This window comes from Streptomyces sp. NPDC014991 (assembly GCF_043080665.1).
Taxonomy (GTDB): domain Bacteria; phylum Actinomycetota; class Actinomycetes; order Streptomycetales; family Streptomycetaceae; genus Streptomyces.
On sequence record NZ_JBIBVY010000022.1, the window covers coordinates 56,969 to 71,676 of the forward strand.

A 14,708-nucleotide genomic window follows, 5' to 3' on the forward strand; every position below is an offset into this window, starting at 1 on the left:
GGCAGCGGTCTCCGACGGTTGCCCGAATGCGCCCGGGCCACCCGTATGCAACTGATATGCGCCGATCGGGTGGCCTTCAACCGCTACTCCTCGGTCGGAAGCGCGACTTCGGCCGCCGCTTCCGGCCCCTGCTCCAGAAGGACGTCGAAACCGTCCTCGTTCAGGATCGGGACCTTCGCCTGTACGGCCTTGTCGTACTTCGATCCGGGGTTGTCACCCACAACGACGAACGAGGTCTTCTTCGACACCGAACCGACCACTTTCGCACCCCGGCTCTGGAGCGCCTCCTTGGCGCCGTCCCGGGTGTGGTTCTCCAGCGTGCCGGTGACGACGACCGTGAGCCCCGCCAGCGGGCGCGGCCCTTCGTCCTCGCCGGACGACTGGTCCTCCAGGGGGACTCCGGCGGCCTTCCACTTGCGGACGATCTCGCGGTGCCAGTCCTCGGCGAACCACTCCTTGAGCGCGGCGGCGATGATCGGGCCGACGCCGTCGGTGGCCGCCAGCTCCGCCTCGGTCGCCTGCTCGATGCGGTCGAGGGAGCGGAACTCGCGCGCGAGGGCCTGCGCGGCCACCGGGCCGACGTGCCGGATGGACAGCCCGTTCAGGAAGCGGGCCAGTGGACGGGACTTGGCGGCCTCGATGTTGGCCAGCAGCGCGAGGGTGTTCTTCTTCGGCTCGCCCTTCTGGTTGGCGAAGACCGTGACGACCTTCTCCTCCCCCGTCCTGGGATCGCGCTTGGGCAGCCCGCTGGCGGGGTCGAGGACGTGCGCCTTGATGGGCAGCAGCTTCTCCACCGTCAGGTCGAACAGGTCGCCCTCGTCCACCAGCGGCGGGTCGGCCGGCTCCAGCGGGCGGGTGAGCGCGGCGGCGGCCACCTCGCCGAAGTGCTCGATGTCCAGGCACTCGCGGCCGGCGAGGTAGGAGACACGCCCCCGCAGCTGGGCCGGGCAGGCACGGGCGTTCGGGCAGCGGAGGTCGATGTCGCCCTCCTTCATGGGCCGCAGCGGCGTGCCGCACTCCGGGCACTCGCCCGGCATCACGAACTCCGTCTCGGTGTCGTCCCGGAGGTCGACGACCGGGCCGAGGATCTCCGGGATGACGTCACCGGCCTTGCGGATGACGACCGTGTCGCCGATGAGGACGTTCTTGGCCCGCACGACCTCCTGGTTGTGCAGGGTCGCGAACTCCACCTCGCTGCCCGCGACCGTGACCGGCTCGACCTGGGCGTACGGCGTGACGCGGCCGGTGCGGCCGACGCCCACCTTGATGTCGATGAGCTTGGTGTTGACCTCTTCGGGCGCGTACTTGTAGGCGATCGCCCAGCGGGGGGCCCGCGCGGTGGAGCCGAGCCGCCCCTGGAGGCGCAGTTCGTCCAGCTTGACCACGGCTCCGTCGATCTCGTGCGCGACGGAGTGACGGTTCTCGCCGTAGTACGCGATGAACTCCCGTACGCCGTCGAGGTCGTCGACCACGCGGTTGTGCGGGGAGGTCGGCAGGCCCCAGCCCTTCAGCAGTTCGTAGGCCTGCGAGAGCCGGGTCATGCCGGTGTAGCCCTCCAGGGCGCCGATGCCGTGGACGACCATGTGCAGCGGGCGGGTGGCGGTGACCCGCGGATTCTTCTGGCGCAGCGAACCGGCTGCGGCGTTGCGCGGGTTGGCGAAGGGCTTGTCGCCGGCCGCGACGAGGCGCTCGTTCAGCTCGAGGAACTTCTCCATCGGGAAGTAGACCTCGCCGCGGATCTCGACCACGTCCGGCACCCGGTCGCCGTCGAGGCGGTCCGGGATCTCCGCGATCGTGCGGACGTTCGGGGTGATGTCCTCGCCGGTGCGGCCGTCGCCCCGGGTGGCCGCGCGCGTGAGCCGGCCCTTCTCGTAGGTGAGGTTGACCGCGAGGCCGTCCACCTTCAGTTCGCACAGGAAGTGGTAGGCCTGGCCGCCCAGTTCCCTGGCGATGCGGTCAGCCCAGGCGGCCAGCTCGTCGTCGTTGAAGGTGTTGTCGAGCGAGAGCATCCGCTCGCGGTGCTCGACCGCGGTGAACTCCGTCTCGTACGCCCCGGCGACCTTCTGGGTCGGCGAGTCCGGGCTGCGCAGCTCCGGGTACTCCTCCTCCAGGGCCTCCAGGGTCCTCAGGAGCGTGTCGAACTCCGCATCGCTGATGACGGGAGCGTCCTTCACGTAGTACCGGAAGCGGTGCTCCTCGATCTGCTCCGCCAGCTGCGCGTGCTTCTCGCGGGCCTCGGCGGGCACCGCCGTCGTCTCCGCCTGCTTGTCGCCGGCCACCGTGTGGTCCTCCCGTTACTCTGGGTTGTCAGCGAGGGATCTCGCCGCCTGGACGCAGTGGGCGAGCGCCTGGCGTGCGTAGCCCGGGGAGGCACCCGCCAGACCGCACGCCGGGGTGACCGTGACCGCCTCCGCGAGCAGCCCCGGACGCAGCCCCAGCCTGCGCCACAGCGTCCTGACACCCATGACGCTACCGGCAGGGTCCGACAATGGGCCGTCCGTGCCCGGCACGACACCGGCGAACAGCCGGGTCCCGCTCTCGACGGCCTCGCCGATCACCTCGTCGTCACGCTCGGTGAGGAGAGCGAGGTCGAAGGAGACGGCCGCCGCGCCGGCCCGCCGCAGCAGCGCGAACGGCACGTCGGGGGCGCAGGAGTGCACGACCACAGGGCCGCCGCCGTGCACCCCGACGACGTCCCGGAGCGTGGCCTCCACGACCTGCCGGTCCACCGCGCGGTGCCTGCGGTAGCCGCTGGCGGTCCGCACCTGTCCGCGCAGGACGTCGGTGAGGGAGGGCTCGTCGAGCTGGAGGACGATCCGGGCACCGGGGACGCGGCGCCGCACCTCGTCGAGGTGCAGCCGCAGTCCCTCGGCGAGCGAGGCGGCGAGGTCCCGGCACGCGCCGGGATCCGACAGGGCGGCCTCGCCGTTCCTCAGCTCCAGGGCCGCGGCCAGGGTCCACGGCCCGACGGCCTGCACCTTCAGATCGCCCTCGTAGCCCTGCGTGAACTCCTCGACGGCGTCGAGGTCCTCGCCCAGCCAGGCCCGGGCCCGCCGGGTGTCCCGGCCCGGCCGGTCGCCGATCCGCCAGCCGCTGGGCTCCACGCGCGCGTACAGCTCGACCAGCATGCCGGCGGTACGGCCGATCATGTCGGCGCCGGGTCCCCGCGCGGGCAGCTCGGGGAGGAAGGGGAAGTCCTCGAAGGACCCGGTGGCGGTCCTGGCGGCCTCCCGGGCGTCGCCACCGGGCAGGGACCCGACACCGGTGGCGCCACCGAACCTGAACACGCTGTTTTCGCTCACCAGGGCAGCCTACGGAACCCCGTGGCCGGGATCAGCGCCCCGGTCGCACCGTCAGGTCGTTGACCTCCGCGTCCCGCGGCAGGTCCAGGGCCATCAGGATCGTCGTGGCGACCGACTCGGGGTCGATCCACCGGGCGGCGTCGTACTCCTCGCCCTCCTGCTGGTGGACCTTGGCCTGCATGGGGCTGGCGGTGCGGCCCGGGTAGACGGAGGTGACGCGAACGCCGGCCGCGTGCTCCTCCTGGCGCAGGGAGTCGGCGAGCGCCTTCAGGCCGTGCTTGGAGGCGGCGTACGCGGACCAGCCGGCGTGGGCGTTCAGGCCGGAGCCGGAGTTGACGAAGATCACATGGCCGCGGGCGGCCCGCAGCTGCGGCAGGAAGTGCCGGGTCAGCTCGGCGGGGGCGACCAGGTTGACGTTGAGCTGGTGGTGCCAGGACTTCGGGGTCAGGTCGCCGACGTCACCGAGGTCGACGACACCGGCGATGTGCAGCAGACCGTCCACGCTCTCCGGGAGCGTCTGGTGGGAGAACGCCCAGGACAGCCGGTCCGGGTCCGCGAGGTCGCCGACGAGGGTGCGGGCGCCGGGGAACGCGGCGGCCAGTTCCCTGGCGCGGCCCGCGTCGCGCGCGTGCAGCACGAGGTCGTCCCCGCGCGCGTGCAGACGGCGGGCCACGGCCGCGCCGATGCCGGAACCGGCTCCGGTGATCACATGAGTTGCCATGCCCGCCATGCTCGCATCAGCGGGCGCCGAACCTTACGGCGGCGGCCGCTCAGATCGCGGACTCCAGGTACTGGAGCGCCGCGGCGGGCTCCTCCGCGAAGAAGACCAGCTCGGACAGCGGACGGGGCAGGAAGCCCTCGGCCTCCATGCGGAGGAACTGCTGCTGAAGGCCGTCGTAGAAGCCCGCGGTGTTCAGCAGCACGACCGGCTTCTCGGTGCGGCCGTGCTTCTTCAGCTCAAGGATCTCGGTGGCCTCGTCGAGCGTGCCGGTGCCGCCCACCATGATCACCACGGCGTCGGCCTTCTCCAGCAGCAGCTTCTTGCGCTCGGCGAGGTCGGCGGCGATGACCATCTCGTCGGCACCGGGCCGCGCCCTGTTCGCCAGGAACTCCACGGAGACGCCCAGCAGCCTGCCGCCCGCCTCGTGCACGCCGTCGGCGACCACCTTCATCAGACCGACGTCCGAACCGCCCCAGACCAGGGTGTGGCCGGCCCTGCCGATCAGTTCGGCGAAGGCACGCGCGGGGCGGGTGTACCGCTCGTCGAGGTCGGCGGCGGACAGGAAGACGCAGATGTTCATGGCTCCTACCGTACGGTGACCGGCCCGGGCGGGAAGAAGCGCGGCCCGCGCGGTGCTGACCCGGTATGACCCGAGGACACACGATCACGATCGAGAAGAGCGGGCGGCACGTGCGCGTGGAGCGCGACGGCCTGGTGCTCGCCGAGTCCGACCGCTCGCTGGAGCTGCGGGAGACGGGCTGTCCGGTGCGGTACTACGTCCCCGCCGAGGACGTGCGCCTGGACCTGCTGACTCCCTCCGACACGCACACCGTCTGCCCCTTCAAGGGAACGGCGTCCTACTGGTCCCTGCCGGACGCGCCCGACCTCGTCTGGGGGTACCCGGACCCGAAGCCCGGGGTCGCCGAGATCAAGGACCACTACTGCTTCTACGAAGCCGACGTGTCCTGACCCAGTCGGTGCCGAGCCGTGCGGGAGCGGCCCGCACGGCCACGGACGGACGCGGTGGGCGGGCTCAGACCGCCGCCTTCGCGCGGGTGGTGGACGCGATCGTCGCCGAGCCCACCACGCGCGTGCCGTCGTACAGCACGATCGCCTGGCCGGGGGCGACCCCGCGGACCGGCTCGCCGAAGGTCACGCGCAGCTCGCCGCCGGCCGGCTCGGCGGTCACCTCCGTCTCGCCGCCGTGGGCACGCAGCTGAGCGGTGTAGGTGCCGACGGCGGTGGGGGCGGTGCCGCACCAGCGGGGCCTGATCGCGGTGAGGGCGGTGACGTCCAGGGCCTCGGCCGGGCCCACCGTGACGGTGTTGTCCACCGGGGAGATGTCCAGGACGTAGCGGGGCTTGCCGTCGGGGGCCGGGGTGCCGATCCTGAGCCCCTTGCGCTGGCCGATGGTGAAGCCGTACGCGCCCTCGTGGGTGCCCAGCCGGGTGCCGGACTCGTCCACGATGTCGCCCTCGGCCCGGCCGAGCCGGGCGGCCAGGAAGCCCTGGGTGTCGCCGTCGGCGATGAAGCAGATGTCGTGCGAGTCGGGCTTCTTGGCGACGGCCAGGCCCCGGCGCTCGGCCTCCGCGCGGATCTCCTCCTTGGTGGTGACCGTGTCGCCGAGCGGGAACAGCGCGTGGGCGAGCTGCCTCTCGTCCAGCACGCCGAGCACGTACGACTGGTCCTTCGCCATGTCGGAGGCGCGGTGCAGCTCGCGGGAGCCGTCCTCGCGCACGATCACCTTGGCGTAGTGGCCGGTGCAGACGGCGTCGAAGCCGAGGGCCAGCGCCTTGTCCAGGAGCGCGGCGAACTTGATCTTCTCGTTGCAGCGCAGGCACGGGTTCGGGGTGCGGCCGGCCTCGTACTCCGCGACGAAGTCCTCGACGACGTCCTCGCGGAAGCGGTCGGCGAGGTCCCAGACGTAGAACGGGATGCCGATGACGTCGGCGGCGCGGCGGGCGTCGCGCGAGTCCTCGATGGTGCAACAGCCGCGCGCGCCGGTACGGAAGGACTGCGGGTTCGCGGAGAGCGCGAGGTGGACGCCGGTGACGTCGTGGCCGGCTTCCGCGGCGCGCGCGGCGGCGACGGCGGAGTCGACCCCGCCGGACATGGCGGCGAGGACGCGGAGGGGGCGGGTGCGCTGCGGGGTGTCAGTCATAGCCCTTCCAGGGTACGGGGACGCGGGAACCGGATGGGCCGGACAGCCGTTGAGGACGGCAGGGGCGACGAGGGGGTGACGGTGACGGCGGGGACGGCGAAGGACGACACGGACCGGCGGCTGGGACGGCGGGCCCTGCTGGCCGGCGGGGCCGCGGCGGCGCTGGGCACGGCCGTGCTGGCCCGGGACGAGCTGGCCCGGCTGTGGTGGCGGCTGCCCGGGGTGGAGCGGCCCCGGGTGGCGGGCGCGGTGGACTTCCGCAGCGCCCGCTGGGTGGCGGCCTCCCCGGCGAACTACCGGCGGGCGGACCGGCCGGACGACTACCCGGTGGACCGGGTGGTCGTCCATGTCACCCAGGGCGGGTACGCGTCGGCGGTGAAGGTCTTCCAGGACCCGGCGCACCGGGCGGCGGCGCACTACGTCGTGCGCCGGGACGGGCGGGTCACCCAGCTGGTCCGGGAGCTGGACGTCGCCTTCCACGCGGGCAACCGGGAGTACAACGAGCGCAGTGTCGGCATCGAGCACGAGGGCTTCGTGGAGGACGCCTCCTCCTTCACCGACGCGCTGTACACGGCCTCGGCACGGCTGACGGCGGCGATATGCCGGCGCTACGGCATACCCGCCGACCGGGAGCACATCGTGGGGCACGCGGAGGTGCCGGGCACGGACCACACGGACCCGGGCCGGTTCTGGGACTGGGAGCGGTATCTGAGACTGGTCCGAGCCGCACACACGGAAGCCCCGGCGGCCGGCTGAAACCCCTCGACGGGTGTCTCCTAGGGTCTTTCGTTCGGATCAGGGAGCGGGTCCTGGTGCCGTGCGTCGCAAGGCGGAGGAGGGAGCCATGGCAACGCGGCGAGGCGCGGTGCCATGGCCCGCGAGCCCGGCATGATCCGAACGAGAGGGCCTAGGTGAGCCCCGCCGCTCGGGCCCGTTCCACCGCCGGGCCGATCGCCTCGGCCACCGCCTCGACGTCGGCCTCCGTGGAGGTGTGGCCGAGGGAGAAGCGCAGGGTGCCGCGGGCCAGGTCCGGGTCGGTGCCGGTGGCGAGGAGGACGTGACTGGGCTGGGCGACGCCGGCGGTGCAGGCGGAGCCGGTGGAGCACTCGATGCCCTGGGCGTCCAGCAGGAGCAGCAGGGAGTCGCCCTCGCAGCCGGGGAAGGTGAAGTGCGCGTTGGCCGGCAGGCGGCCCCCGGGAGCCGGGTCGCCGCCGAGGAGCACGTCCGGTACGGCCGTACGGACGGCGTCGACCAGCTGGTCGCGCAGGGCGCCGATCTCGCGGGCGAACCGCTCCTGCCGCCCGGCGGCGAGCCGGCCGGCCACGGCGAAGGAGGCGACGGCCGGGACGTCGAGCGTGCCGGAGCGGACGTGGCGCTCCTGGCCGCCGCCGTGCAGGACGGGCACGGGGGTGTGCTCGCGGCCGAGGATCAGGGCGCCGATGCCGTACGGGCCGCCGATCTTGTGCCCGGACACCGTCATCGCGGCGAGACCCGAGGCCTCGAAGCCGACGGGGACCTGGCCGAACGCCTGGACCGCGTCGGCATGCAGCGGAACGTCGAACTCGGCCGCGACGTCCGCGAGTTCGCGGACCGGCATGATGGTGCCGATCTCGTTGTTGGCCCACATCACGGTGGCCAGGGCGACGTCGCCGGGGTTGCGGGCGATGGCCTCGCGCAGGACCTCGGGGTGGACGCGGCCGTGGGAGTCGACGGGAAGGTACTCGACCGTCGCGCCCTCGTGCTCGCCGAGCCAGTGCACGGCGTCCAGCACGGCGTGGTGCTCGACCGGGCTGGCCAGGACCCGGGTCCGGGCCGGGTCGGCGGCGCGGCGCGACCAGTACAGGCCCTTGACGGCCAGGTTGTCGGCCTCGGTGCCGCCCGACGTGAGGACGACCTCGCTGGGGCGGGCGCCGAGCGCTTCCGCCAGGGCCTCCCGGGATTCCTCGACCGTACGACGGGCCCGGCGGCCGGAGGCGTGCAGGGCTGACGCGTTGCCGGTGATGCTCAGCTGGGCGGTCAGCGCCTCTGCCGCCTCCGGGAGCATGGGGGTGGTGGCGGCGTGGTCGAGGTAAGCCATGGTGACGCCGATTCTACGTGGCCCCCACGGCGGTCTCCGGCCGCGCGGACGGCGTTCGCCGCCTCACAGGCTCCAGGACACCGTGCCGGACATCTCCATGGCCGCCACCAGGACGGCGAGGTCGGCGATGCCCAGGGCCAGGCCCAGGCAGGCGCGGCCCCGGCGGCTCGTGCCGCGCCACAGGGCTGCCGCGGCGAGGACGACGGCGACCGGGCCGAGGAAGAGGTTGAGGACGAGCAGGCCGAGGAGGCCGAGGATGAAGGACGCCACGGCCATGCCGTCGGCGTCGCGCATGCGCGGGCGGGTGTCGGTGCGGGGCACGGCCGGTGCGGTGAGGTGCATGGGTGTCAGCTCCTGGTGGTCCTGGTGTCTGCGTGGCCCTGGTGGTCGTGACGCCCGGTCAGTTGGCCGAGGGCTGCCGGCGGCGGCCGTGGCGCTCACGGAGCGCGAAGACGGCGAGCCAGACGACGATGACGGCGGCCAGGGCGGCGGTGACGGTCAGCGGCGCGTGGGCCACGGTGCCCAGCACGACGCCGAACAGCATGAGAGCGGCGACGAGGAACAGCATGAGATGGATCCCCCCTCCGGAATACCTCGTGTGCGGCCGGGGTGTTCGGCCGGCGTGAAGTTTCGGTGAACAATTGTAGTAACAGTTGTTCACTGACTTCGAGTCTAGCGCCTTCGACGGCTTTCCAATTCCGGAGAACAGTTGTTAACTGGATGACATGAGTCACACCCTCGGCATCCGGCAGGCCCAGAAGCAGAAGACCCGGCAGGCGTTCCTCGACGCGGCGCTCGCACTGCTGGAGGAACAGAGCCTGAGCAGCCTGGGCCTGCGCGAGGTCACCCGGGCCGTCGGCGTCGCGCCGACCGCCTTCTACCGGCATTTCCGCTCGACCGCCGACCTCGGTGTGGCCCTGGTCGACGAGGCGCTGGGGAGCCTGCATCCGATGGTGCGGACGACGGTGTCGACGACGGGCGACAGCGAGGAACGCATCGTACGGGCGGTCGAACTGATCGCCCGTCACGTGGCGGCGTACCCGGCGCACGTCCGCTTCATCGCCCGGGAACGGCACGGCGGGGTGCAGCCGGTACGCGAGGCCATCCGGGACCAGCTGCTGCGGTTCGCCGAGGAGGTGAAGGCCGAGCTGGCCGGGGACCCGGAGGCGGCGGGATGGAGCGACGACGACCTGCTGATGCTCGCGCACCTCTACGTCGACCAGATGCTCATCACCGCCTCCCTGTTCCTGGAGGCGCTGGAGGCTCCGGAGGAGGAGCGCGAGCGGGTGGCGCAGCTGGCCACCCGCCAGCTGCGGCTCATCACCATCGGCCGCGGCCACTGGCTCGACTGAGCCGCCCGGTGGTACGGCCCCTCGCTCATGCCGCGCTCAGGGGCGGCGGGGCGCGGCCCTTCTCCGCGCACACGCGGGCGAGGGGCGGCCCGGGGGCCGCCCCTCGACGCGGTTCCGCGCCGCTCAGCCGAGCCGGACGCGGGCCAGCTGACGGGACTGGGCGACCAGGCGGTCCTCGCTGTCCCAGACCTCGGCGTCCTCCTCCAGGAAGCCGCCGGCCAGGTTGCGGGTGGTGATCGCCACGCGCAGCGGGCCGGGGGCCGGGCGGTGGCGGACGTGGACGGTCAGTTCCACCGTGGGCACCCAGCCCTTCAGGCCGATCTCGAAGGCGGTGGGCGGGAGGGCGTCCACCACGAGGAGCAGCGACAACGGATCCGCGTCGCGGCCGTCGGCGAGGCCGAACCAGGCGCGCATCTCGCCCCTGCCGGAGGGCGCGCCGAGCGCCCAGCCGAGGGTGTCGGGGTCCAGCTTGAGCATCAGCCGGTCGGCGATCGCGGAGCTGCCGGGGACGGGCGCCGGCGCGTCGTCCGGGCCGAAGCACCGCTCCAGCGGCGGGATCGAGGGCGGGGTGGCCGTCGTGCGCACGTCGTCGGGGAGCGTGGCGAGGTCGCCGTAGGAGGCCAGGACGCGGATGCGTTCGACCTCGTTGCCCTCGTCGTCGTACTGGAAGAGCGAGGCCTGGCCGGTGGAGAGGGTGCGGCCGGTGCGGACGGTCTCGGTGCGGACGACCGCCGGACCGGGGTGGGAGGCGGTCAGGTAGTGCGCGGTGATGGTGAACGGGTCGGGATGCGGGAGGGTGTCCGCGAGGGCCCGGCCGAGTACGGCCAGCAGATAGCCGCCGTTGACGGCGTTGATGATGGTCCAGCCGGCCGAGAGATCGACGGCGTAGACGCCGGGCTCGCGCCGGGTGACCGCGGTGTCGCGGTCGAACTCGCTGTCACCGATCACGGCCCGCGATGGGGGTCCCCCCGCTCGAACGGAGCCGAGAGTGGGGAAGGTGGCGGAAGTCGCTTCTGGCATGGGGGAACGGTACAACAGCAAACTACTAAGCGGTAGCTTTTCGTGTTGCGGCGGTGTGACGCGATCCGGCGCCGGGTGAGGCTCCGGCCTCCGGGTGAGGTTCCGGCAATTTCTCGGTAAGTGTCCTGACACGTCCACAACCCCCGGCCGGCGATTCCCCTCTATGGGGGCATGAGCCTCACCGGGACTGCGTTCCTCTACACCACCCTCGTGCTGTCGGTGGCCGCCCTCGTACTGCCGCTCGTCCTGTGGTCGCGGATGCGTGGACCCCGGCCCGTGCGGGCCGTGGCCCGGATCCTCATGCTGCTGTTCGCCCAGGGTACGGCCGTCACCCTGGTCTTCGTCCTGGTCAACAACCAGAACAACCTGTACGACAACTGGGCGGACCTGCTCGGCACCGGCAACCACGTCCAGCAGGCCGCCGACCTCGGCCGGGACGGCACCGGCGGTATCGCGGTGAAACGGCTGCCCAGAGTCCGGCAGACCTTCCGGGCGGCCGACGGACCCGGCATGGGCGCGGCCGGCGGAGTGCGTGTCACCCAGCTCCGGGGCCGGGTCTCCGGTGTGAACGCCGAGGTCTACGTCTGGCTGCCGCCCCAGTACGACGACCCGGCCTACCGCCGCGAACGGTTCCCGGTGGTCGAGCTGCTGCCGGGCTACCCCGGGTCCGCCAAAGCCTGGTTCGGGCCCATGCGGACCCACGAGCAGCTGCTGCCGCTGATGAGGAGCGGCCGGGTGGCACCGTTCATCCTGGTCGCCCCGCGCACCAACCTGCTGGCCGGCGTGGACACCGGCTGTGCCAACGTCCCGGGCCAGGTCAACGCCGACAGCTGGCTCAGCGTCGATGTGCCGAAGATGGTCACGGACAACTTCCGGGCCCAGCCCGCCCCCCGGGGCTGGGCGGTGGCCGGGTACTCGGCGGGCGCGCACTGCGCCGTCAAGCTGGCGGTGGCCCATCCCGGCCGGTACCGGGCCGCGGTGAGCATGTCCGGCTACAACGACCCGATCGGCGAACGCAGTTCCCTCGCCGCCCAGACCCCCGCCCTGCGCGCCGCGAACAACCCCTACCTGCTGCTCAGGAAGGCGGCCGTACCGCCGCCCGTCGCGCTGTACCTCTCCGGCGAGTCCGGCGACGGCTACCAGGCGGGCGAGGCCCTGGCGTCCGCCGCCGAGGCGCCGACCACCGTGCACGTGGTGTTCCTGCCGCGCAGCGCGGGCGGCCACACGATGGCGCTGTGGCGGCCGCAGGTCCCCGCGGCCTTCCGCTGGCTGACCCTCCAGATGGGCCAGAGCCGCGCCGGCGGGCAAGACGGGTCCCTCGCCGGGTCTACTCCTCGGTCACCGTCGAACGGCGGTTCCACGCACGCGGCGCTCGCCAGTGGAACCGCATCGCGAGGAGACGCAGCACGAAGGCCGTGACGACCGCGAGCCCGCTGGTGAACGGGGTGAGGGCGCCGTACCGGATGCACAGCACGACCATGGTGGCGCCGACGATCGCCGGGACCGCGTACAGGTCGCGGTCCCAGCGCAGCAGCGAGGGCACCTCGTTGGCCAGCACGTCCCGCAGCACACCGCCGCCGACGGCGGTGGCCAGGCCCAGTGTGGCCGACGCGGTCAGGCCGAGACCGTAGCTGTACGCCTTCGTCGTACCGCTGACGCAGAACAGGCCGAGGCCGGCCGCGTCGAAGACGAGCACCGCGGCCTGGATGCGCTCGACGTGCGGGTGCAGGAAGAAGACGACGAGCGTGGCGAGCAGCGGCGTGAGGAAGTATCCGAGGTCCGTGAAGGCGGCCGGGGGCACGGCCCCGATCACCAGGTCGCGGATCATCCCCCCGCCCAGCGCGGTGACCTCGGCGAGGACCGCGATCCCGAAGACGTCGAAGTTCTTCCGGACGGCCAGCAGGGCGCCGGAGATCGCGAACACGAAGATGCCGATCACATCGAGCGTGTGCTGGACGGAGGGACTGAAGAGTTGCTGGAGCTGCACCCTGACATTCTTACCTGTCGGCGAGCTGGAACCTTACAAAGGCAGGCTCACAGGGTGGGTTTCCCTGTGGTGAACAGCCAGGTGTCGAACAGGTCGTCCAGCTGCTGTCCGCTGACCCGCTCGGCGAGGCGCTTGAAGCCGGCGGTGTCCGCGTTGCCGTACCGGTGCAGCGCCGTCCAGGCGGGCAGCAGCCGGAAGAAGGCGGTGTCGCCGATCCGCTCGCGCAGTGCCTGGAGTGCCATCGCACCGCGCTGGTAGACGGCGGAGGCGAACATCGTGTCCCGCTGCGGGTCGGCCACCTCGATCTGCCAGAAGGCGGAGTCGGCGGGGCGGGCGTTGTAGGCGGCGAGGAAGGAGTCGTGGGCGGTGCGGGTGCCCTGGTGTTCCGCCCACAGCCACTGGGCGTAGGTGGCGAACCCCTCGTTGAGCCAGACGTCCTTCCACCGCGCCACGCTCACCGAGTCGCCGAACCACTGGTGGGCCAGCTCGTGCACGATGGTCGTCTCGCTGCGCACGGCCGAGTAGGCGGGCTTGCTCTGCACCTCCAGCGAGAACCCCGCCTCGGGCATGTCGTCCACGATCGCGCCGGTCTCCTCGAAGGGGTACGGCCCGAAGACCCGCGACCAGTAGTCGGTGACGGCGGACGTGACGGCGTACACGTCGACGCTGTTGCCGTTCTTCAGCACGGGGTCGACGGCGACGTAGACCGGGATGCCGCCGGGGGTCCGCCCGGTGCGCACGTCGAACTTCCCGATGGTGGCGGTGGCGAGGTAGGTCGCCATCGGCCTCGACTCCCGCCAGTGGGTGTACGTCGAGCCGCCCCTGTCGTACGTCGACACCAGCCGGCCGTTGGAGACGGCCGTCAGGCCCTCGGGCGCCTTGATCCGGATGTCGTAGGTGGCCTTGTCGGAGGGGTGGTCGCTGGAGGGGAACCAGGTGGAGGCGGCGTTGGGCTCACAGGCGACGAAGACACCGTCGTCCGTCTTCATCCAGCCGTACCGGGAGCCGAAGACGATGGGGCCGCCGAGGGACTCCGGTACGCCGCCGTAGGTGACGGTGACCCGGAAGTCCCGTCCGGCGCGCAGGGTGTGCCGCGGGGTGACGGTGACCTCGTCGCCGTCGCGCGTGAACTCGGCCCGTCGGCCGTCGACCTCGATCCGGGTGATCTCCAACTGCTGGAGGTCGAGGTCGAAGGAGGAGAGGGTGCGGGTGGCCCGGGCGGTGAGGGTCGTACGGCCGTCGACGCGGCCGGTGCCGGGGGTGTAGGCGAGGTCGAGGTCGTAGTGGCGGGCGTCGAAGCCACCGTTGCCGAGCCGGGGGAAGTAGGAGTCGCCGACACCGGGGGCGCCCTGGGTGGGGGCGGCCGAGGCGGCGATGACGAGGAAGGAGGCCGCCGCGGTGGCGAGGGCCCCCAGACGTGCCGAACGGGAGAGTGCCATGAGTCGTCCCTTTCGAGCATGTACCGGTCAGTGGACTGACAGGGACGACTCTGCGCTCTCCCGTTCGGGCATGTGCATGACTTTGCCCAGTCGTCATGTGCTACTCGTCGGCAGCCTCCGCAGACGCGCCACCGGCGTTGCCCTTGCCGGCCACGGGCTTGCCGGCCACGGGCTTGCCCGTCTCGGCGTTCTCGGCCACCGGCTTCGTGGCCGAGGCCTTCTCCGCCGCGGTCTCCTCGGTCGGAGCCTTCTCGGTCGGGGCCTTCTCCGCCACCGGCTCCTCGACCGCGGGCTCCTCGACCGCGGGCTTCTCCGCCACCGGCTCCTCGACCGCCGGCTTCTCGACCGCGGGCTTCTCCGCCACCGGCTCCTCGACCGCGGGCTCCTCGACCGCGGGCTTCTCCGCCACCGGCTCCTCGACCGCGGGCTTCTCGACCGGGGCCTTCTCGACCGCGGTCTCGTCTGCCGGAGCCTTCTCGGCCGCGGTCTCTTCCGCCGCCGAAGGCTCCGTGGTCGAAGGCTCCGTGGTCGAGGTCTTCGCCCCCGGCCCGGTGTGCGCGCCGGCGGTTCCGGCCGCCTCGGACGCGGCCACCGCTTCGGGTGCCGCGGAGGTCTCCGCCACCTCCGTCGCCTCGGCCGTCTCCGGCGC

15 protein-coding genes are annotated in these 14,708 nt (G+C 72.4%); 4 read left to right on the top strand and 11 right to left on the bottom strand.

The features are described from left to right. Positions 1–83 precede the first annotated feature (83 nt). From ligA to ACF1BE_RS28425, 4 genes are read right to left on the bottom strand one after another with little or no spacing between them, the layout of a single operon-like run. Entirely contained in the window at positions 84–2,279 is a 2,196-nt protein-coding gene (gene ligA, locus ACF1BE_RS28410) for an NAD-dependent DNA ligase LigA (RefSeq protein ID WP_392201860.1), read from the bottom strand. Between the two features lie 15 nt (positions 2,280–2,294). Further along, positions 2,295–3,302, bottom strand: coding sequence for a methionine synthase (locus ACF1BE_RS28415; protein ID WP_392201861.1), 1,008 nt, complete (start codon positions 3,300–3,302; stop codon positions 2,295–2,297). Positions 3,303–3,333: 31 nt separating this feature from the next. Then, positions 3,334–4,032 (bottom strand): SDR family oxidoreductase, encoded by a 699-nt coding sequence (locus tag ACF1BE_RS28420; RefSeq protein WP_392201862.1) that lies wholly within the window; start codon positions 4,030–4,032, stop codon positions 3,334–3,336. A 40-nt stretch (positions 4,033–4,072) separates the two neighbouring features. Continuing rightward, positions 4,073–4,603 (bottom strand): TIGR00730 family Rossman fold protein, encoded by a 531-nt coding sequence (locus ACF1BE_RS28425; protein ID WP_392201863.1) that lies wholly within the window; start codon positions 4,601–4,603, stop codon positions 4,073–4,075. A gap of 65 nt (positions 4,604–4,668) precedes the next feature. Here ACF1BE_RS28425 and ACF1BE_RS28430 point away from each other — a divergent pair, with 65 nt between their 5' ends. Next, positions 4,669–4,992 (top strand): DUF427 domain-containing protein, encoded by a 324-nt coding sequence (locus tag ACF1BE_RS28430; RefSeq protein ID WP_392201864.1) that lies wholly within the window; start codon positions 4,669–4,671, stop codon positions 4,990–4,992. A gap of 64 nt (positions 4,993–5,056) precedes the next feature. Here ACF1BE_RS28430 and mnmA read toward each other — a convergent pair whose 3' ends face one another. Further along, positions 5,057–6,184, bottom strand: coding sequence for a tRNA 2-thiouridine(34) synthase MnmA (gene mnmA / locus ACF1BE_RS28435; protein WP_392201865.1), 1,128 nt, complete (start codon positions 6,182–6,184; stop codon positions 5,057–5,059). A gap of 33 nt (positions 6,185–6,217) precedes the next feature. Between mnmA and ACF1BE_RS28440 the strand changes: the two genes are divergently transcribed. Next, complete coding sequence (locus ACF1BE_RS28440; protein WP_392201866.1) at positions 6,218–6,940, top strand: N-acetylmuramoyl-L-alanine amidase; 723 nt, start codon at positions 6,218–6,220, stop codon at positions 6,938–6,940. Positions 6,941–7,091: 151 nt separating this feature from the next. Here the strand turns inward: ACF1BE_RS28440 and ACF1BE_RS28445 are convergent, their stop codons facing one another. From ACF1BE_RS28445 to ACF1BE_RS28455, 3 genes are all read right to left on the bottom strand, one after another. Then, entirely contained in the window at positions 7,092–8,261 is a 1,170-nt protein-coding gene (locus ACF1BE_RS28445; RefSeq protein ID WP_392201867.1) for a cysteine desulfurase family protein, read from the bottom strand. Positions 8,262–8,324: 63 nt separating this feature from the next. Then, positions 8,325–8,603, bottom strand: a complete 279-nt coding sequence (locus ACF1BE_RS28450; protein WP_392201868.1) for a DUF4190 domain-containing protein — start codon at positions 8,601–8,603, stop codon at positions 8,325–8,327. 58 nt (positions 8,604–8,661) lie between these two features. Then, positions 8,662–8,829 carry a hypothetical protein gene (locus tag ACF1BE_RS28455; protein WP_361997240.1) on the bottom strand — a complete coding sequence of 56 codons (168 nt, stop codon included), beginning with the start codon at positions 8,827–8,829 and terminating at the stop codon, positions 8,662–8,664. Between the two features lie 157 nt (positions 8,830–8,986). Here ACF1BE_RS28455 and ACF1BE_RS28460 point away from each other — a divergent pair, with 157 nt between their 5' ends. After that, the gene (locus tag ACF1BE_RS28460) at positions 8,987–9,613 is read left to right on the top strand and encodes a TetR family transcriptional regulator (RefSeq protein ID WP_392201869.1); all 627 of its coding nucleotides are present in this window, start codon (positions 8,987–8,989) and stop codon (positions 9,611–9,613) included. A 123-nt stretch (positions 9,614–9,736) separates the two neighbouring features. Here the strand turns inward: ACF1BE_RS28460 and ACF1BE_RS28465 are convergent, their stop codons facing one another. Next, a complete protein-coding gene (locus ACF1BE_RS28465) occupies positions 9,737–10,633 on the bottom strand; it encodes a thioesterase family protein (RefSeq protein WP_392201870.1) in 897 nt (298 codons plus the stop codon). Positions 10,634–10,804: 171 nt separating this feature from the next. Here ACF1BE_RS28465 and ACF1BE_RS28470 point away from each other — a divergent pair, with 171 nt between their 5' ends. Then, positions 10,805–12,052 carry an alpha/beta hydrolase gene (locus tag ACF1BE_RS28470; protein ID WP_392201871.1) on the top strand — a complete coding sequence of 416 codons (1,248 nt, stop codon included), beginning with the start codon at positions 10,805–10,807 and terminating at the stop codon, positions 12,050–12,052. Here ACF1BE_RS28470 and ACF1BE_RS28475 read toward each other — a convergent pair. Continuing rightward, a complete protein-coding gene (locus tag ACF1BE_RS28475; protein ID WP_392201872.1) occupies positions 11,961–12,620 on the bottom strand; it encodes a trimeric intracellular cation channel family protein in 660 nt (219 codons plus the stop codon). The two genes, ACF1BE_RS28470 and ACF1BE_RS28475, sit on opposite strands and share 92 nt — an antisense overlap. 47 nt (positions 12,621–12,667) lie before the next feature. Further along, positions 12,668–14,059 carry a M1 family metallopeptidase gene (locus ACF1BE_RS28480; RefSeq protein ID WP_392201873.1) on the bottom strand — a complete coding sequence of 464 codons (1,392 nt, stop codon included), beginning with the start codon at positions 14,057–14,059 and terminating at the stop codon, positions 12,668–12,670. Positions 14,060–14,708: the final 649 nt, after the last annotated feature.

Bases quoted from the DNA above. Each gene is read 5' to 3' on its own strand.
- ACF1BE_RS28420 (WP_392201862.1), bottom strand. From the start codon at position 4,032: ATGGCGGGCATGGCAACTCATGTGATCACCGGAGCCGGTTCCGGCATC.
- ACF1BE_RS28425 (WP_392201863.1), bottom strand. From the start codon at position 4,603: ATGAACATCTGCGTCTTCCTGTCCGCCGCCGACCTCGACGAGCGGTAC.
- ACF1BE_RS28430 (WP_392201864.1), top strand. From the start codon at position 4,669: ATGACCCGAGGACACACGATCACGATCGAGAAGAGCGGGCGGCACGTG.
- mnmA (WP_392201865.1), bottom strand. From the start codon at position 6,184: ATGACTGACACCCCGCAGCGCACCCGCCCCCTCCGCGTCCTCGCCGCC.
- ACF1BE_RS28440 (WP_392201866.1), top strand. From the start codon at position 6,218: ATGGGCCGGACAGCCGTTGAGGACGGCAGGGGCGACGAGGGGGTGACG.
- ACF1BE_RS28445 (WP_392201867.1), bottom strand. From the start codon at position 8,261: ATGGCTTACCTCGACCACGCCGCCACCACCCCCATGCTCCCGGAGGCG.
- ACF1BE_RS28450 (WP_392201868.1), bottom strand. From the start codon at position 8,603: ATGCACCTCACCGCACCGGCCGTGCCCCGCACCGACACCCGCCCGCGC.
- ACF1BE_RS28455 (WP_361997240.1), bottom strand. From the start codon at position 8,829: ATGCTGTTCCTCGTCGCCGCTCTCATGCTGTTCGGCGTCGTGCTGGGC.
- ACF1BE_RS28460 (WP_392201869.1), top strand. From the start codon at position 8,987: ATGAGTCACACCCTCGGCATCCGGCAGGCCCAGAAGCAGAAGACCCGG.
- ACF1BE_RS28465 (WP_392201870.1), bottom strand. From the start codon at position 10,633: ATGCCAGAAGCGACTTCCGCCACCTTCCCCACTCTCGGCTCCGTTCGA.
- ACF1BE_RS28470 (WP_392201871.1), top strand. From the start codon at position 10,805: ATGAGCCTCACCGGGACTGCGTTCCTCTACACCACCCTCGTGCTGTCG.
- ACF1BE_RS28480 (WP_392201873.1), bottom strand. From the start codon at position 14,059: ATGGCACTCTCCCGTTCGGCACGTCTGGGGGCCCTCGCCACCGCGGCG.